We start from the raw sequence: 17,586 nt of genomic DNA on the forward strand, positions 1-17,586 counted from the left end.
GCGGTGTCCACCAACGTTCGCCGGGTCTCTCGGCGGCCCAGCGAGCACCGGGCCGGCGAGACGGCGTTGCCGATCCGCCCAAGTACGGTCCAGTACGAGGGCGAATCGGCGCCTTGCCAGCGGAAACCTGGATCCACCGATAGACCCACCGACATTGACGGACACCGCACCGGCTCATGCACGATCCGTCCACTTCTAGTCCACCCCGTGACCTCATCCTGCCCCGAAAGGAGCTGACATGGAGATCCACTAGAGGAGACTGGCCAATGAGTGGACACACCGAGCTGGTCCAGGAGCTGAAGACCCTGCGCAAGGGCCGTGCCCTTTTCGCGGGCTCGATAGAAGATCGTGTCGGCCCGAGCCTGAGGATGGCCTGCGCGATAACGGATGGTGACGGACTTCTGGTAATTCGCCAGAAAGTGGCCAACCGGTTGACTGAACTGGCCGATCAGCTACCGGACGACCTCCGGCTGGTAACACGAGCGGCATTCGCAATAGAGGCGGAGGCTCGCCACTCGCTGTACCAGGAAAGGGTTCGCTGGGCAGCGATGAAGTCCGACCGCGACCCGCGAACGGTTCGCCGCAGGGTGGACGAAGCGATCACCCAGATGGCTGAACTGGCAACGGGCGGCCAACGGAGCCACACCGTGGCCACGGCAAACCACTGGCACACCACGGAGCTGAGGCTGGCGGTGGCACTGGACCGCCAGGAACCCGAGGCCCTGGAACAACGCCGGATAGTCGCCGACCAGGACGGCGTACGCGAGCTGGACCTGGCGGTCTCGCTCCCGGTCGCCCGCCGGGACCTGGAGACGACGGTGTTCTACGGCGGCACCCTGCGGGACCGGGGAATGGAGTCGAGTGACCGCATGGGCTTCACGCTGGTCCTGCCCAAACCCCTGCGGCGGGGCGAGTCCCACGACTTCGCGGTGCGTTTCCGCCTACCGTCCGTGCGCCCGTACATGGTGTGCGTGCCACGGCATCCGTGTGACCTGTTCGACCTGCGGGTGCGCTTCGGCAGGGACCGGATGCCACTGCGCGTCTGGTCCCTGCAGGGCGCCTTCCAGCGCGACATAACGGACCCGACCTGCCGCGGCAGCCAACACGCGGTCGACCAGACCGGCGAGGTCCACATGCGCTTCCGCCAACTGGCCCCGGGCCTCGCCTACGGCGCGCGTTGGGAGCCGGCCACCGGGCGCCCGTGACGCCACCCCAATGTGTCCATCCGCATTACATCAAGTTCATCACCTCCCGGTGTAGGCTGACGGGCAGCGGGACTCCTGGGGGGCGATCAGGCATTCGCGCCTTCACTCTGTCGAGACGAGGACCGAGCCGGCGCGGTCGCAAACTGTCGTGAAAGGACGCTCATCATTACTGACACAACTCCGAACGGCGCACTGTTCAGCCATCCTCCGGCCGAACACGCGCACAGCGAAAGGGTCCGCGGGGACGCGACATACGGGGTCCTCTTCCGTGAGCCGGAGGTCGCGCCGGGCACGTCCGTTCCCGATTCCGTCGAGTCGGCGGACGCCGGCACGATGCCCTGATCTGTCCACAATGGACATTTCGGCTGGTCCGTAGTGGACGGTCCGGCGACTCGGTCGTCTCAGGCGGTGGTGGGATCCGCGGTGAGCTCGCCGAGGATGCCGGCGAGAGCGGTGCAGGCCTCGTCGATCGAGCCCGCCGAGATCCGTCGTGCGGACGCGGGCCAGTCCATTTCGGCGCCGACGAGCAGCACGACGGCCACCTGTCCGTCGTGCAGCCAGGCCCGCACCAGGACGACACGCCACTGCCCAGAGTCCATGGGCCGGAGTATCCGAACCGTTCGTGTACGCCGCCGTCAACGATCGAGGATTGACGGTGGCGCATACGGTGCGCCCGTAGAGTGGCGGTCACAACGCGGAGGAGGTGTCTGTGCCTCATCCACTCGACTCAGCCACGAGCGACGTTCCTCTACTGGTGCGGTTGCTGGACGGGTTCGGCCTCGACATCGGACACCACGCGGTGGTGCTGCCGGTGCACGCCCAGCGTGTGCTGGCGTTCCTGGCCCTGTCGCGCCTGTTCGGCACGGCCCAGCGGCGCACGGCACTAGCCGAGCGACTGTGGTGCGAGGGTTCGCATGAGCGTGCCCAGGCGAGTCTGCGTACCGCGATCTGGCGTATCCGGCAGGCCGACGGCCGACTCGTGCACGCCGACCGTCGGCACGTCCACCTGGGCAACCGGGTCGAGGTGGACGTCGAGCGGAGCCTGGGCCAGGCCGAGCGGCTGCTGGCCGAGGACGGCGACCTCGCACCGGCCGACGCCGCGACGGCGGGGCTGACCGCGGACCTGCTGCCGGACTGGGAAGAGGACTGGCTGATGGTGGAGCGAGAACGGATTCATCAGGTCCGTATCCAGGCGCTGGTGGCACTGTCCCAGCGGCTTTGCGGGCTGGGCCGGTTCATGCCCGCCCTGGACGCCGCGTACACGGCCATCGCGGCCGAGCCCCTGCACGAGTCCGCGCACGCCGCGCTGGTGGAGGTCCACCTGGCCGAGGGCAACGTGACGCAGGCCCGCCGCCATGTCGACGGGTACGCCAGGTTGCTGTGGGCCGAGATGCGGCTGCGACCGTCGAACGCGCTCGTGGCGAAGGTTGGGGGACCACGATGAGGGTGGGCATTCTCGATCTGCTGGGTCCGCCGGCCAGGAGCCCGGTGGACATCGGCTACCAGCTGTTGATCACGAAGCAGTACGCGAGCATCACCCCGCAGGCCATCTCGGTGTGGTGCCGCCGGCAGGGGCACAGGACGTTCTACGCGACGTACTACGGACTCGGGCGGCCCCACAAGCTGCTGCCGATGGACCTCGACGTGGTGTTCATCTCGTGTTACACGCAGGTCAGCCACCTCGCGTACGCGCTGGCCAAGCTCTTCCGCGCGGCGGGGGTCCGCACGGTGATCGGCGGCCCGCACGCGAGGGCGTTCCCCATGGACTGCCTGCGTTTCTTCGACCTGGTCGTGGGGGAGTGCGACCAGGAGCTGGTCACGAACATCCTGGCCGGCCAGTACGACCCGGGCACCATCGTCTCGTCCCCCGGCCCGTTCGACGACGTGCCGACGGTCGAGGAGCGCATGCCCGAGATCCGCGCGTCGGCGTTCTTCCTGGGCCGCAAGCGACTGCGGCTGTCGGCGGTGCCGATGCTGGCGAGCATGGGCTGCCCCTACAAGTGCGACTTCTGCATCGACTGGAGCAGCACGTACCGCCCGTTGTCCACCGAACGCCTGTCGACCGATCTCCGGTACCTGTCGAAACACCTGCCGGGCACGATCATCGTGTTCCACGACCCGAACTTCGCGGTGAAGTTCGACGAGGTGTTCGAGACGCTGGAGGCGCAGCCGCAAGAAGGACGGCCGCCGTACATCATCGAAAGCTCGCTGACGGTCCTGCGCGGCGACCGCCCCAGACGCCTGAAGGAGACCAACTGTGTGATGGTGGCCCCGGGCGTGGAGTCGTGGACGGACTACTCGAACAAGGCGGGCGTGGGCCGCGAACGGGGAGAGGCGAAGGTCGACCGGGTGGCGGCGCATTTCGCACAGTTGGCCGAAAACGTGCCGTACCTGCAGGCCAACTTCATCTTCGGCCTGGACACGGACGAGGGCGACACGCCGATCGAGCTGACCAAACGCTTCATGGACCAGACCCCGTTCGCGTGGCCGACGATCAACATCCCCGTCCCGTTCGGCGGCACCCCGTTGCACGACCAGTTGGCGGCTTCCGACCGGATCCTGAAGGCGATGCCGTTCAACCTGTACTACGCGCCGTACCTGGTGACCACGATCAAGAACTACGACCCGGTGACGTACTACGAGAAACTGGTGGAGCTGTACGCGCACGCGGCCTCCCCGGAAATGCTGGCCCGGAGAATGCGGACCACGACACACCGCACGATCCGGTACGTCCACCGCGCCCGCGCGGCAAGCTTCCGCGCCGACATCGCGAGCTTCCACCGAATCCTGGACATGCTGCGATCCGACCCGAAGTTCCTCGCGTTCCACAATGGACAGACCGCGACCCTGCCGGAGTTCTACCACCGGACCGGCGAACGCATGCTGGGCCGCTACGCCGAACTGCTGTCCCGGGCCGACCGAACCCCGGACCTGTCCCCGGCGCCCGCCCATCGATCGCGTGATTTCCTGGGGTCGTCGTAGAAGACGAGACCGCCGGAGGGCTGACGTTGGGCAGGGTGACTCCCGCCGCACGGTAGACGGCGTCGGTGAGGCCGGGCAGGATCCGTTCGATCCGCCAGACATCGCCGTCCAGTTCATGGGTGCCGGGGCGTGGCGTCGATCGGTGTCAGCGTCCGGTGGCGCCGTCGATCAGCTCGCGCAGGATGTCGGCGTGTCCGGCATGCCGTGCGGTTTCCTCGATCAGGTGGGTCAGTGTCCAGCGTCGGGACGGCGCCTGGCCGCCACGTCTGGCCGGTCGAGGTCCCGGTTCGGCGAGGTCGTCCCAGGAGGCGAGCTCCTTGTTCGCTTCGGCGACGGCTTCCCGGTAGGTGGCGAGGATCGAGTCGGTGGTGTCGCCCGGGGCGGCGTGGAACGTGGCCTGCCAGTCGGCCACGCGGTCGCCGAGCAGCCAGTGCCGTTCCACGGACGTGAGGTGCTTGACCAGCCCGAGCAGGTTCGTCCCCGACGGCACGCCGGGGGCGCGGGCCTGCGTTTCCGGCACCCCTTCGGCCTTGGCCGCGACGGCGGCGCGCAGGTAGTCGAGAAAGCCGACGAGCACGTCCCGCTCGCCGGGGCCGGTGGAGGGCGGCCCTGTGTCGTGTCTGCGTCTCGTGCTCATCGCCGTTCCCCCGGAGCCGCTCCCGCTCGGTGAACGACCAGTACGGCTTGGTTGTCGGTGTTCATGCTCTCCTCGTGCGCCACTCTGACGCCGAGCCGCCAAGAACGGCACCAAAAGTTGCCGGTATGGCAAGATCGGTTGGCATGGCGGAGGAGACGGACCAGGTCCTGGACGCGGTCGGCCCCCGGCTGCGTGCCCTGCGCAGGCAGCGCGAACTGACCCTGGCCGAGGTGTCGGCGGCGACCGGCACGTCGGAGAGCACCTTGTCGCGGCTGGAAAGCGGCGGACGGCGGCCCACTCTGGAGTTGCTGCTGCCGCTTGCCCGCGTGTACGGGGTGCCGCTCGACGACCTCGTCGGCGCTCCGCGGACCGGTGACCCGCGAATCCACCTCAAGCCGATCCACCGCCTCGGCATGACGTTCATCCCGCTCACCCGCCGCGCGGGCGGGGTGCAGGCGTTCAAGATGCTCATCCCGAGCCGCCCGCAACCGGCGGAACCAACCCCGAAGACACATGGCGGCTACGAGTGGGTGTACGTCCTCAATGGACAGCTCCGCCTGCTGGTCGGCGACCGCGACCTGGTCCTGTCACCCGGAGATGCCGCCGAGTTCGACACGGCACTCCCGCACTGGCTCGGATCAGCCGACGGCCGGTCCGTCGAGACCCTCGTCCTGTTCGGACCACAGGGCGAGCGAGCACACGTGCGAACCCGCACCACCCGGTAGCACACACCCCGGCAGCTCGCCGGCGGTGGTTGCGCCGTCAATTCCTTTTTGGACACCATCCACGGTGGCTCGCCGTGTCACAACGCGCAGAAGAGGGACGGGCTAACTACGGTACCGCCCATGGCTCACTCCGCTCTCCGAGTCCCACCGGCCGGTGGGGCGACCCGGGCGCGCTTGGTCGTGCTCGGCGTCGCAGTGGTCGCCACCGCTGTCAAGCTGCTCGTCGCGGCCCGCACGTTCGGCACGAACGACGTGCACTCGTGGCTGTCGTTCGGCGAGGGGGTGCGCGAGTACGGCCCCGTCGACCTGTACGGGCACCAGTTCTTCAGCCTCTACAACCACCCGCCGCTGTCGGGCCGGATGCTGGTGGCGGTCAACTGGCTGGTCGACCATGACCTCGGCACGTTCGTCTTCCTGATCAAGGTGCCGGCGGTGTTCGCCGATCTGGTGACGGTCCTGCTGGTGTTCGAGCTGGTTCGGCTGCGGGCGTCCACGGCCCGGGCGCTGCTCGCCGGGGTGCTGGTGGCGTGCAGCCCGGCGCTGGGTGTCGTCTCCGGGTTCCACGGCAACACCGACTCCGTGTTCGTGATGTTCGTGGTGCTCGGCGTGTACCTGCTGGTCGTGCGGCGGTGGGCGGCGGTGGCCGGGGCGGCGTTCGCGCTGGCGCTGAGCGTGAAGCTGACACCGGTCGTCGTGGCCCCGCTGCTGCTGGTGCTGGTCGTGCGGCTCGGGTGGCGTCGCGTGCTCACGTTCACGGGGGGCGGCGCGGTCGTGTTCGCGCTGCTGTGGCTGCCGGTGGTGCTGCGCCGCTGGACCGAGTTCAGCCGCGACGTGCTCGGCTACCAGGGCATCCAGGCGCGGGAGTGGGGGCTGAACCAGTTCGCCGTGTGGGCGCACGTGCCGGCGGGGATCACCGGCTGGTTGATCGGTCCCGGCCGGTTCGTCGTGCTGCTGGTGAGCGGCCTGCTCCCGGCGATCATCGCCTGGCGGCGGCCCTCCTCGTGCGCGCCGGCGGCGGCCGGGCTCGCGCTGGCACTGTTCCTGTTGCTGAGCCCGGCGTTCGGGATGCAGTACCTGGTGTGGCCGCTGGCCGTCGCCTACTTCGTCAACTTCTGGGTGGCCACGGTGTACAACGTCGCCGTCAGCGTGTTCGTCCTCGTCGTCTACAGCCACTGGAACGGCGCCCCGCCGTGGGACTGGTGGGAGGGCGTCGCGACACTGTTCCGGCCGGGGGACTCGGTGCTGATGGTGATCTCCTGGGTCGCGCTGGCGGCGGTGGTCGTGGCGGGTGCGCTGATGGTGCGCAGGCGTGACATGGACGAGTTCCTGACAGCTCCAGTAGTGCCCGCCCCGACCGAGTCCGTGCCAATTTTCGGGTCGGAAGTTTCTTGCTTGCCCGGTGTGCCGAAATAACCCAATCGTGTAATTATGGGGTTGGTAATGGTGCATCGCCGCCAGCTCGTGGGTTAGCCTGCCCGGCGTGATCAACACGCCTCGTATCGGGATCATGGTCGTGGCATACAACGCCGCGTCGACCCTGTCGGAGACTCTTGACCGAATACCGGTGGGAATTCGGGACAAGATCGACGAGGTGATGGTTCTCGACGACGCCAGCGTCGACGACACGTTCTCCTTCGGACAGAGCTGGGCGGCGCGCGCGGACACACCGAGGACGGTGGTGGTTCGGCACACGAAGAACCTGGGCTATGGCGGCAACCAGAAAGCCGGCTACGCCATGGCGATGGAGCGCGGCTGGGACATCGTGGTCCTGCTGCACGCCGACGGGCAGTACGCGCCGGAACTGCTCCCGGAGATGGTGGCCCCGCTCGTCCGTGGCGAGTGCGACGCCGTGTTCGGCTCGCGGATGATGAACAAGAAAGACGCGCTGCGGGGCGGTATGCCGCTCTACAAGTGGGTCGGCAACCAGTTGCTCACCAAGTTCGAGAACCTGATGCTCGGAACCCGGCTGACGGAGTTCCACTCCGGTTACCGTGCATATCGGGTCGACGCCCTGCGGGAAATTCCGCTGAAGTACGATTCCGACGGTTTCGACTTCGACACCCAGATAGTCATCCAACTCGTCGGGGCCGGCAAGAAGATAGTCGAGATCCCGATCCCGACCTACTACGGCGACGAGATCTGCTACGTCGACGGCATCCGCTACGCCAAGGACGTCGTCAAGGACGTGCTCGAGTCCCGCCTGGCGAACATGGGCTTCGGCACGTCGGACTGGATGCCGACACCCGAGGAGTACGCGTTCAAGGACGGCGACGGCTCCTCCCACTCGGTGATGCTCGCGATGCTGGCGAACCGGCCGTCCGTCAAGGTGCTGGACCTCGGCTGCTCCGGGGGCCTGCTGGCCGAACGCGTCCGCGCCGCCGGCCACTACGTGACAGGGGTCGACTACCTGGAGGTCCCGGGCGTGCGTGAGCGCACCGACGACTTCTACCAGGCCGACCTCGCGACCGGCATCCCGACCGGCGTCGGCACCGGTTACGACGTGGTCATCGCCGGCGATGTGATCGAGCACCTACCCCGGCCGAAGGAGACGTTGTCGGAGGTCCTGCGCGTACTCCGTCCCGGTGGCGAGCTTCTGCTGTCGGTACCGAACTTCGGGCACTGGTACCCGCGTGCCAGGGTCGCGCTCGGTCTGTTCGGGTACGACCGGCGCGGCATCCTCGACCAGACGCACCTGCGGTTCTTCACCCGGGCGTCGCTGCACAGACTCGTACGCCGCTGCGGCTTCGACATCGTCGAGCAGACCTGCACCGGCCTGCCTCTCGGTGTCATGTCGGCCTCCCACAGCAGGAAGGTGCGCGCCCTGCGGAGGATCGACGCGTGGCTGGTCCGGCACTGGCCCACCCTCTTCGGCTACCAGTTCGTCCTTCGGCTGCGTCCGCATGTGGAGGACACCGTTGTCGTCGAAGGAAACTGAGGCCGGTCCGCCGCCCGCGGCCACGATCGAGCCCACGCAGTCCACATTGGACGAAATGAGTGGCCCGGCCAGGAGGCGGACAGTGACCACGGCAAGCATGACCTTCCTACTCTTCGCGGTCTTCTCCGCCGCGGCGGGCCAGGTGATCCTCAAACACGGCATGACACTGGTGACGGGGAGCGCGAAGGCGAGCAACTCATCGCTCATCGTCAAGGCGATCACGTCGCCGTGGGTGCTGCTCGGACTTGTGGTGTTCGCGATCTCGGCGGCCGCATGGCTCACCACCCTCAGCCGGGTGCCGCTGAGCATCGCCTACCCGTTCAACGCGCTGGGCTACCTCGCCATCCTGACCGCGAGCGCCGCCCTGCTCAACGAACGCACCAACCTGTGGACCTGGGTCGGCACCTCGTTCGTGGCGACCGGTCTGTTGATCGTCGTGTGCACGAAACCAACCTGAGACAGCATCCGAGCAAGCTCCGGTTCCTCGGTTCTCGTTGTCCGGTCCTTGACGTCCGGCGTCCTGGCCACGAAGCCGGACAACGTCACGCGCGCTACACACGAGCTCATGAGTCGTGAACCAGACAGAAGGCCCATGATGCGCGCAACCGTGATCGCGGCTGTGCTGACGCTGCTGCTCAGCGCTGCCGCCCAGGCCACGGCGGAGCCCGCCCAGGCGTTCCAGGTGTTCCTCGACCCCGCCGGGTCGGACACCAACTCCGGGCTGAGCACCTCGGCGCCGGTGAGGACCCTGGCGCGGGCCCAGGCGGTGCTCACCGCGGCGCAACCACAGACCGACGTTGAGGTCCGGGTCAAGCAGGGCACCTACACGGCCCCGACGACCACCTGGACATTCGTCGTGCCGGGGCACACCGTGAACTTCATGCCGATCGACTACGAGTACGGCGACGGAGTCGACGACATCGCCGGACGCCCGGTGTTCCGCGGCGACGGCACGGCCGGGTACTGGCTGCGCGGCAGGATGCCCGACACGATGCCGCAGGGCGGTGACGGCGGCCTGCGGTTCTACTACCTGCGCGTGGAACGCTACAGCGAAGGCGGGATCGCCCTCGCGGGCCGCTACCACACCGACAGCGACGGCCTGCGTGTCCCAGCCGACGCGGGGTTCAACCACAACAAGATCTTCGGCATGGAACTGGTCGACATCGGCTCCAAGTGGTCGTCGGCCGGATACGGCTACGGCGGCGTGGACCTGGTGAACTCCAGCGGGAACCTGATCCAGAACAACCACTTCGTGCACCTGGAGAACACCGACGGCCAGGCCCCACTGCTGCACGGCGTGTACATCGCCCACCACAGCAGCGACAACGTCATCGTCAACAACCAGTTCGCCTACATCAGCGGCGATCCACTTCGCGCCCGCAACGACAGCAACCACAACGACATCTACGGCAACGTGCTCGAGCGCACCGGTCAGAAGGGCCAGTTCTCGGACTGGTTCTGCGACACCAGCACCGGCTGCGTGGACGCCGAACATCCCCGCGAGTGCGCCTCACAGGGAAACCTCTTCCACGAGAACGACAACATCTCCGGCTACGACGACGGCTCCCTGTCGAACTGGGCCATGATCGTCGGAGACCTCACCTACTCCGGCGCATCCCCGTGCACCAACGACGGCGAACAACGCGTCCGAACTTGGGGCAACACCTGATTTGACTCGTCCGCGAAACCCGCCTCCCTTGCCGGCGCATCCCGGCAAGGGAGGCGGGTTTCGTCTTTCTCGCGATCTCGCCGCGCGTCACGGCTGTGTGACACCGCGCGAATATTCCGGCCTGACAGTTATTCGCTTCGTGGCGGCTCGATCGGCGCGGAGCATCCAGTGATCTTGACTGTGCCCGTTGTGAGGGCCGTCTCATTCTCCCCACTGAACATTTCTTCCGGGCCATGTCGTGGTCTGGGTGGCAGACCGCCGGTTGGGGCGGTCGAGTTTGTCAGTGAAGAAAGGTGATCACGTCATGACGGACCCGATCAATGTCGACGTCTCGGCCATGCTCGCCGCGGTCGTGGAGTTCGACGACAAGCACGACAACATCCGCGGGCAGGTGACGACCGTGCAGAGCGAGTTCGACGGCCTGTCCGCCACGTGGGGCGGTGAGGCCGCCTCGGCGTTCCAGGGTGCGATGCACGGTTTCTACGAGGACTGCAACACGATTCTCGCGACCCTGCAGCAGATCGCGCTCAGCGTGGACAACTCGGCGATCAAGTACCAGCAGACCCACAACCTGTCGACCGACGCGGCGATGCAGCTTCGACAGCAGATCAACTCGCAGCCGGCCGGGCTGGCCGGGTTCTGACGGACGACTCCAAGGAAAGGACACCAACGATGACGGACGGCACCTATTCCGTTTCCCTGCTCGCGCTCGAGAGTGCGGTCATCAGCGCCGGCGAGACCAGCGCGAACATCGCCAAGCTGCTCGGTGAGCTGGACACCCACGTCCAGGGGAAGCTCGCCACCTGGACCGGTGACGCGCAGCTCGCCTACAAGGCCGCGAAGGACCTCTGGGACGCCGCCAAGGAGCGGATGCCGACGAGTCTCGCGGCCGCCAGGACGACGCTGGAGAACATCGCGGAGCAGTACGACGCGGCCGAGAAGGCCGCGATCGACATGTTCTTCGACGCCCGCTGACCGTCCACACCGGAAAGGAGGGAGACTGGAGATGGCGGTACACGACGGTGACCTGTTCTACCTGGGCGGCACCCTGTACCGGGTCGTGGTCGACTCGAACGGGCAGTACTCCGACGGCAGCGTCAGGTACAACCTGGCCCTCGGCCCCGCGCAGCCGGATCCGAGCGTCCTGAAGAACATCCCACCGGCGAACGACGACCCGTCGGTGAGCCACGGTGCCGTCGTGACCGCCCCGTCGGTGCCGGGCGGCCACGACCACCCCGGCAAGGGCGTGACGGTCGTCAACATCAACGCCATGAAGACGTTCGCCAGCAACATCAGCGGGCTCGTGGCCGACGACGGACCGTTGCGGCAGGCCCTCGTGCAGCTGGAGGACGTGGACGTCCGGGCCGGCGGTTTCCGCACGGCCGTCGCACTGGCCAAGGTCGTCAACGGCCCCGACGGCATGCAGGGCGCCACGAGGAACACCCTCACGGACGTGATCCAGGTGCTCACCTCGGTCGCCGACGCCGTCAACCGGATGGCCAACCACTACGAGAAGGCGGAGGACCTCAACACCATGTCCTCCACCGACTACGCGACCTACCTCGGCCAGACCAGCGGCGCGATCAACAGCATGGGCCCGCAGGCGCAGAAGTAGACCGGACACGGGGGAGAGGCAAATGGGTGACGCTGACCCGGAGAACAGCGGCGGATTCACCAAGGACTCGAGCGGCGTCTTCGCCAACCCGAGCGGGCTGCCCACGGACGGCACCGACTTCGAGGGCTGGACCTGGAAGCAGATCATGGCGGCCATCAACGGTGGCGCCGCCATCGCGCCCGGCTCGGACGGGCAGCAACGCGCGCTCCAGATCTCGAACCCGGAGACCCTGTTCACGGCCGCGAGCACGTTCAACACCGCGTTGCTGAACCTGAACGCGGTGGCCGAGATCGTGACCGACCAGACCGCGGCGCTCGCCGGTCCCGACGGGGCGTGGAAGGGGAAGGGCGCCGACCAGTTCGTGACGATGATGTCGAAGTTCGTCGCCCAGGTCCTGGCGCGGGCCAACCAGCTCTCCGGCGGTGCGGCGCACATCGACAACTTCGTGACCCAGCTCTACAACGACGGCGTCTACCTCAGGTGGGCGCAGGAGACCATCCGCTACATCGACGGCTTCTACGCCCAGCAGGTCATCGCGATGGGCCACCAGTTCCCCGACGGCCGCGCGCACATCGCGGACGTGCCGGAGGCGGTGACGGCGATGACCGCGAACATGAAGGTGGTCGGCCAGACGCTCGCGGCACAGTACAACCTGGTGGCCGGCAAGTTCAGCGTGCCGGACATGACCGGCTTCGGCGGCGGCCCCGGCGGTCCGCCGCCCCCGGTCCCCAACCCGGACAAGCTGCCGCCCCCGCCACCGCCGCCGAACACCGGTGGTGGTCCGCCCCCGCCCCACCTGAACACCTCCGTTCCCCCGCCCAACATCCCGCCGCCGCCGAATCTGAAGACTCCGAACCTGAAGACTCCGGACCTGAAAACCCCGAACCTCAAGACCCCGAACCTCAAGGACCCCAGCCTCGAGTCGCCCAACCTGAAGTCACCCGACCTGAAGTCGCCGAACCTCACGGCACCGAACCTGAAGTCCCCGGACCTGGCGGACCTGCGACCCCCGTCGGGCACGAGCGGCGCGGGCCTGCCGAACCTCACCGCCCCCGCTCTGCCGCTCCCGCCCCGGCTCGGCGGCGGCGCGGGCAAGGGCCCCGGTGGCGCGCCGAAGTCCGGCGGTGGTCTGTCCACGATGGACAGAATGCCCGGCCCGAAGTCGCTCGACGGCACGGATCCGCTGGGCAGCGACGCGAAGCTGCGAGACGCGGCGCGGCGTGCCGCGGAGGTGCGTGACCCGAGAAGCGGCGGGCTGCCGATGATGCCCGGCACCCCGGGCGGCGCCGGCGGCGGTGCGCGAGGCCAGCAGGGCACGGACCGCCCGGACGCGGCGGGCCTGCTCGGCGGGGAACAGGAACCCTGGCAGGGACTCGAACCGCCGGACGGCTCCGGCGAGCCGAGCACGGAAACCGAGACCAGGCCGGACACCGCGGAACCGTGGGCCACCGCGCCACCCGGGATGCCGATGGCGCCCGGCACGCCCGGCGCCGGCAAGGACGCCGACGACCGCCCCGACGCGGCCGGTCTGCTCGGTGGAGAGCAGGAACCCTGGCTGCACCGGGAAAGTCCACGCGAGCTGGACGATCCGGCCCCGCTGACCGAGACCAGCGCGCAGGCCGCGGAGGCATGGGCCGTCACCGGCGCCGAGAAGAAGGCGGTGTCGCTGACCGAGGCGCCGGAGACCGGCGGCACACCCGCGCAGGCGGTGGTCCTGCCCGGCGTCCCCCTACCCGCCGTCCCCCTGCCCACGCCAACCGCCCTGGCCACCCCCGCCGTCCCGAGATCCAGTGTCGCCAAACCGGTCGCCGGCCCGACGAGCACGGCGACCAATGATCCCCAACAACCGGACGAACCCGGTCGCGACCGACGGCTGGCAGTGGTGACACCACCACGCGGCGGCGCGGACACCGCGGCGTGGGACGACGGGGCCAGCGGACTGCTGGCGCTCCTCGTCCCTGCCCGTCTCCGCCCTGCCGGGGAAACGCGGCAGGACCACATGACCTACCGGCGCCGCCGGCACGGTGAGGCACCGGTGGTCGCCGACGGCCAGGGCCCGACGTGCGCCGGCGACGACCCCTCCGACGACCCGCCCGACGGCCGGACCGACCCGGCCGACGCCGAGCACGACGGCAGCGCCGACGAGGGCGAGGAGGACCGGTCCGCCGCCGACCTCCTCACCCAGGACGGTTCCGCGTGGACGTCGACGGGTGCCGACCTGAACGGAGTACTCGCATGAGCACCGTCACCGTCAAGCGCGGACCGCGTGCCGCCGGGCCGGAGCTGCCCCAGGGACAGGTGGAGCTGCAGGAACCACCGGTGCTGGCCGAGCCGGCAACGCGTGACGCCAGCACGATGATCACGATGCTGCCGATGGGCATCGGCAGCATCGTGATGGTGCTGTCGTTCTCCGGCGTCGGCGGCAGCACGCCGATGAGCTACCTGATCGGCGGCGGCATGGGCGTGTCCATGGTCGCCATGGGGCTCGGTCAGCTCGGTCGGGCCGGGGCCGAACGCAAGCGCAAGATGCGGGCCGAGCGCCGCGACTACCTGCGCTACATCGGACAGCTCCGCCGGCAGGCCAGGACCGCGGCCGGCGAACAGCGGCGTGCGGTGCTGTGGAACAACCCGTCGCCGCACTCGCTCTGGGCGGTCGCGACGGGCCCCCGGCTGTGGGAACGCCGCGCCGGCCACGACGACTTCGCCAGGGTCCGGATCGGGCTCGGCACCCAGCGTGCGGCACTGGAGCTGACGCCACCGTCGACGAAACCGGTCGAGGACCTCGAACCGTTGTCGGCGATCTCGTTGCGGCGCTTCGGCGAGGCATACCGGCAGGTGACCGGGATCCCGGTCTCCGTCGGGCTGCGCAGGTTCACGAGCGTCGAGTTCGCCGGCGACGCCGAGTCCGCCGTCGGCCTGGCCAGGGCCGTGCTCGGCCAGCTGGTCACCTTCCACTCGCCGGACGAGCTGCGGGTCGCGGTCCTCACCACGGAGGCCGCGGTGCCGCAGTGGGACTGGGTGAAGTGGTTGCCGCACAACGCACATCCCACCGAGCGAGACCTCGCGGGGCCGGTGCGCATGCTCGCGGTCGACCACGACGAGCTGATGGACCTGCTTGGTCAGGACATCACCGACCGCCCCGACCACGACCGCGACGCCGCACCGAGCGTGAGCGAGCCGTTCCTGGTGATCGTCGCGCACCTGGCGCGACTCCCCGAGTCGTCCCGCCTGGTCGGCGCCGGATTGCGCAACGTCGCGCTGCTCGACGTCACCGGCCTGCTGCCGGGCGGCCCGAGGGTGCTCCGGCTGACCGCGACCGGCGACCGGGTGGAGTTCCCGGCCGGCGAACAGACCGGCGCCGCCCGCCGCGACGAGCTGGGCGTCGTGCCGGCCGAGGCGCTGGCCCGGCTGCTCGCCCCCAACCGGACCAGCGGCACCGTCGAGCTCGCCGACCGTCCACTCGAGAGCGACTTCGGCCTGACCACGTTGCTCGGCATCGCCGACGCCCACGGCATGGACGTCGGGGCGCTCTGGCGGCGGCGCACCCCACAGCACGCCAGGTTGAGCGTGCCGATCGGGGTGACCGAGGACGGCGAGGTGGTCGAGCTCGACCTCAAGGAGTCCGCGCAGGGCGGCATGGGCCCGCACGGCATGCTCATCGGCGCCACCGGCTCCGGCAAGAGCGAGCTGCTCAGAACGCTCGTGCTCGGTCTGGCCGCCACGCACTCGTCCGAGGTGCTCAACTTCGTGCTGGTGGACTTCAAGGGCGGCGCCACCTTCCTCGGCATGGACGAACTGCCGCACACCAGCGCGGTGATCACCAACCTCGCCGACGAGCTGCCGCTGGTCGACCGCATGCAGGACGCGCTGGCCGGTGAGCTCACCAGGCGCCAGGAACAGTTGCGCGACAGTGGTTTTCCCTCGCAGTACGAGTACGAGAAGTCCCGCGTGGCCGGTGCGCCGCTGCCCCCGATGCCGACGCTGCTGCTCGTGGTGGACGAGTTCAGCGAGCTGCTCGGCAGCAAGCCCGAGTTCATCGAGCTGTTCATCTCGATCGGCCGGCTCGGGCGCAGCCTCGGCGTGCACCTGCTCCTCGCGTCGCAGCGGCTCGACGAGGGCCGCATCCACCGGGTGGAGGGCCACCTGTCGTACCGGATCGCGTTGCGCACCTTCTCGTCCATGGAGTCCCGCAGTGTCATCGGGGTCGCGAGCGCCTACGAGCTGCCGTCCGAACCGGGTAACGGGTACCTCAAGATCGACACGACGAACCTGGTGCGGTTCAAGGCCGCCTACGTATCCGGCCCGGCCCCGGCCACGGCGCGCGGGAGCGGCCCGGTCGAGGAGCGGACCAGCGTCGGTAGCGAGATCACGCCGTTCCACGTCCGCGCCCACCCGCTGTCCCACCGGTTGCCGGTCGACCGCACCGAACCGGAGGCGGACGCCGCGGTGGCGGAGGAACCCGCGGAAGGCGGCCAGGAGATCGCGGCGCCCAGCCTCGCCGAGGTGTTCATCGACCGGTTGCGGGGCGCCGGGCCGGCCGCGCGGCAGGTGTGGCTGCCGCCGCTGGCCGACCCGCCCAGCCTGGACGCGCTGCTGCCGAGCGTGCTGCCCGACCCGGTGCGCGGCATGTCCGTGCAGGACCCGGCGGTGCGGGGCCGCCTGCGCGTGCCCGTCGGTCTGGTCGACCACCCGTACGAGCAGACCAGAGAGCTGCTCGTGGCGGACCTCTCCGGCGCGGAAGGGCACATGGCGGTCGTCGGCGCGCCGCAGGCCGGCAAGTCGACGCTGCTGCGCACCCTCGTGCTCGCGCTGGCACTCACCCACACCCCGGAGGAGATCCAGTTCTACGGCCTCGACTTCGGCGGCGGCGGGATCATGGCGATCAGCGGCCTGCCGCACACCGGGTCCGTGGCCACCCGGCTCGAACGGGACCGGGTGGTCCGGACCATCGAGGAGCTGCTGCACGTCATGGAGCGGCGGGAGGAGGTGTTCACCCGGCTCGGGCTCGAGTCGATGGCCGCGTACCGGGCGGCCAGGGCGGACGGCCGCGTCACCGACCAGCACGGCGACGTCTTCCTGGTCATCGACGGCTGGTTCAGCCTCAAGTCCGACTACTCGGAGCTGGAGCAGAAGATCGGCGAGCTGGCCTCCCGCGGCCTGTCCTTCGGCATCCACGTGCTCGTCGCCGCCACCCGGTGGTCGGAGATCCGGCCGTGGCTGCGGGACCTGCTCGGCACCCGGTTCGAGCTGCGGCTCGGTGACCCGATGGAGTCCGAGCTCGGTTCCCGCAAGGCGGCGAAGGTGCCCAACCTGCCCGGCCGCGGGATGACGACGACCGGCGCGCACTTCCTGGCCGCTCTGCCACGCATGGACGCCGGTGCCGACGCCGACCTGACCGCGGCGACACGTGCCGCCATCGACGAGATCAGGACGTTCTGGCCGGGCCCGTCGGCGCCCCCGGTGCGGCTGCTGCCCGCCACCCTGCCGGCCGAGGACCTGCCGGCGCCGGAGGGAGACCTACGCGTCTGCCTCGGCCTCGACGAGCAGCGACTGCACCCGGTGTGGCACGACTTCGGCGCCAGCGCGCACCTGCTCGCGTTCGGGGACAACGAGACCGGCAAGACCAACCTGCTGCGCCTGGTGGTGCGGTCGGTGGTGCGGCGGTACGGGCCGGACGAGGCCAAGATCGTGCTGGCCGACCCGAGCCGGCAGCTCGACGGCGAGGTGCCGGAGCCCTACCGCGCCGGCTACGCGATCACCGGCGAGTCGCTGCGGGAGCTGGCCGGTCAGGCCGCGGTGTCGCTGTCCGACCGGGTGC

The 17,586-nt window shown here is 69.2% G+C and carries 15 protein-coding genes; 13 read left to right on the forward strand and 2 right to left on the reverse strand.

Annotation, left to right across the window (positions count from 1 at the left end; translation table 11 throughout):
• Positions 1–266: 266 nt before the first annotated feature.
• Positions 267–1,205: a hypothetical protein gene (locus VET29_RS12055; RefSeq protein ID WP_324919206.1), complete on the forward strand. Its 939-nt coding sequence runs from the start codon at positions 267–269 to the stop codon at positions 1,203–1,205.
• A 401-nt stretch (positions 1,206–1,606) separates the two neighbouring features.
• Here the strand turns inward: VET29_RS12055 and VET29_RS12060 are convergent, their stop codons facing one another.
• Positions 1,607–1,804 carry a hypothetical protein gene (locus VET29_RS12060; RefSeq protein WP_324919209.1) on the reverse strand — a complete coding sequence of 66 codons (198 nt, stop codon included), beginning with the start codon at positions 1,802–1,804 and terminating at the stop codon, positions 1,607–1,609.
• A 110-nt stretch (positions 1,805–1,914) separates the two neighbouring features.
• Here VET29_RS12060 and VET29_RS12065 point away from each other — a divergent pair, with 110 nt between their 5' ends.
• Both VET29_RS12065 and VET29_RS12070 read left to right on the forward strand, forming a co-directional pair.
• Positions 1,915–2,649, forward strand: coding sequence for an AfsR/SARP family transcriptional regulator (locus VET29_RS12065; RefSeq protein WP_324919211.1), 735 nt, complete (start codon positions 1,915–1,917; stop codon positions 2,647–2,649).
• Positions 2,646–4,187 (forward strand): B12-binding domain-containing radical SAM protein, encoded by a 1,542-nt coding sequence (locus VET29_RS12070; protein WP_324919213.1) that lies wholly within the window; start codon positions 2,646–2,648, stop codon positions 4,185–4,187. The genes VET29_RS12065 and VET29_RS12070 overlap by 4 nt, the downstream gene beginning before the upstream one ends.
• A gap of 145 nt (positions 4,188–4,332) precedes the next feature.
• Here VET29_RS12070 and VET29_RS12075 read toward each other — a convergent pair whose 3' ends face one another.
• Positions 4,333–4,824 carry a DinB family protein gene (locus VET29_RS12075; protein WP_324919215.1) on the reverse strand — a complete coding sequence of 164 codons (492 nt, stop codon included), beginning with the start codon at positions 4,822–4,824 and terminating at the stop codon, positions 4,333–4,335.
• 143 nt (positions 4,825–4,967) lie between these two features.
• Here VET29_RS12075 and VET29_RS12080 point away from each other — a divergent pair, with 143 nt between their 5' ends.
• From VET29_RS12080 to eccCa, 10 genes are all read left to right on the forward strand, one after another.
• The gene (locus tag VET29_RS12080) at positions 4,968–5,549 is read left to right on the forward strand and encodes an XRE family transcriptional regulator (protein WP_324919235.1); all 582 of its coding nucleotides are present in this window, start codon (positions 4,968–4,970) and stop codon (positions 5,547–5,549) included.
• Positions 5,550–5,669: 120 nt separating this feature from the next.
• Positions 5,670–6,962: a glycosyltransferase family 39 protein gene (locus tag VET29_RS12085; RefSeq protein ID WP_324919217.1), complete on the forward strand. Its 1,293-nt coding sequence runs from the start codon at positions 5,670–5,672 to the stop codon at positions 6,960–6,962.
• A gap of 67 nt (positions 6,963–7,029) precedes the next feature.
• The gene (locus VET29_RS12090) at positions 7,030–8,484 is read left to right on the forward strand and encodes a bifunctional glycosyltransferase/class I SAM-dependent methyltransferase (RefSeq protein WP_324919219.1); all 1,455 of its coding nucleotides are present in this window, start codon (positions 7,030–7,032) and stop codon (positions 8,482–8,484) included.
• 97 nt (positions 8,485–8,581) lie between these two features.
• Positions 8,582–8,941, forward strand: coding sequence for a hypothetical protein (locus VET29_RS12095; RefSeq protein ID WP_324919221.1), 360 nt, complete (start codon positions 8,582–8,584; stop codon positions 8,939–8,941).
• Positions 8,942–9,076: 135 nt separating this feature from the next.
• On the forward strand, positions 9,077–10,153 hold the full coding sequence (locus VET29_RS12100) for a hypothetical protein (protein WP_324919223.1): 1,077 nt from the start codon (positions 9,077–9,079) through the stop codon (positions 10,151–10,153).
• 304 nt (positions 10,154–10,457) lie between these two features.
• Positions 10,458–10,796, forward strand: a complete 339-nt coding sequence (locus tag VET29_RS12105; protein ID WP_324919225.1) for a WXG100 family type VII secretion target — start codon at positions 10,458–10,460, stop codon at positions 10,794–10,796.
• A 29-nt stretch (positions 10,797–10,825) separates the two neighbouring features.
• Entirely contained in the window at positions 10,826–11,128 is a 303-nt protein-coding gene (locus VET29_RS12110) for a WXG100 family type VII secretion target (protein WP_324919227.1), read from the forward strand.
• Positions 11,129–11,159: 31 nt separating this feature from the next.
• Positions 11,160–11,768 (forward strand): hypothetical protein, encoded by a 609-nt coding sequence (locus VET29_RS12115; protein WP_324919229.1) that lies wholly within the window; start codon positions 11,160–11,162, stop codon positions 11,766–11,768.
• Between the two features lie 22 nt (positions 11,769–11,790).
• The gene (locus tag VET29_RS12120; RefSeq protein WP_324919231.1) at positions 11,791–14,007 is read left to right on the forward strand and encodes a hypothetical protein; all 2,217 of its coding nucleotides are present in this window, start codon (positions 11,791–11,793) and stop codon (positions 14,005–14,007) included.
• A partial coding sequence (gene eccCa, locus VET29_RS12125) for a type VII secretion protein EccCa (protein WP_324919233.1) occupies positions 14,004–17,586 on the forward strand: 3,583 nt, incomplete at its 3' end. The genes VET29_RS12120 and eccCa, both read left to right, overlap by 4 nt.

It is taken from the genome of Actinophytocola sp. (assembly GCF_035634895.1).
Classification (GTDB): Bacteria; Actinomycetota; Actinomycetes; order Mycobacteriales; family Pseudonocardiaceae; genus Actinophytocola.

What these genes read in the sequence shown, in the direction of transcription:
- VET29_RS12055 (WP_324919206.1), top strand. Translation starts at nt 267, where the DNA reads ATGAGTGGACACACCGAGCTGGTCCAGGAGCTGAAGACCCTGCGCAAG.
- VET29_RS12060 (WP_324919209.1), bottom strand. Translation starts at nt 1,804, where the DNA reads ATGGACTCTGGGCAGTGGCGTGTCGTCCTGGTGCGGGCCTGGCTGCAC.
- VET29_RS12070 (WP_324919213.1), top strand. Translation starts at nt 2,646, where the DNA reads ATGAGGGTGGGCATTCTCGATCTGCTGGGTCCGCCGGCCAGGAGCCCG.
- VET29_RS12075 (WP_324919215.1), bottom strand. Translation starts at nt 4,824, where the DNA reads ATGAGCACGAGACGCAGACACGACACAGGGCCGCCCTCCACCGGCCCC.
- VET29_RS12080 (WP_324919235.1), top strand. Translation starts at nt 4,968, where the DNA reads ATGGCGGAGGAGACGGACCAGGTCCTGGACGCGGTCGGCCCCCGGCTG.
- VET29_RS12085 (WP_324919217.1), top strand. Translation starts at nt 5,670, where the DNA reads ATGGCTCACTCCGCTCTCCGAGTCCCACCGGCCGGTGGGGCGACCCGG.
- VET29_RS12095 (WP_324919221.1), top strand. Translation starts at nt 8,582, where the DNA reads ATGACCTTCCTACTCTTCGCGGTCTTCTCCGCCGCGGCGGGCCAGGTG.
- VET29_RS12100 (WP_324919223.1), top strand. Translation starts at nt 9,077, where the DNA reads ATGATGCGCGCAACCGTGATCGCGGCTGTGCTGACGCTGCTGCTCAGC.
- VET29_RS12105 (WP_324919225.1), top strand. Translation starts at nt 10,458, where the DNA reads ATGACGGACCCGATCAATGTCGACGTCTCGGCCATGCTCGCCGCGGTC.
- VET29_RS12110 (WP_324919227.1), top strand. Translation starts at nt 10,826, where the DNA reads ATGACGGACGGCACCTATTCCGTTTCCCTGCTCGCGCTCGAGAGTGCG.
- VET29_RS12115 (WP_324919229.1), top strand. Translation starts at nt 11,160, where the DNA reads ATGGCGGTACACGACGGTGACCTGTTCTACCTGGGCGGCACCCTGTAC.
- VET29_RS12120 (WP_324919231.1), top strand. Translation starts at nt 11,791, where the DNA reads ATGGGTGACGCTGACCCGGAGAACAGCGGCGGATTCACCAAGGACTCG.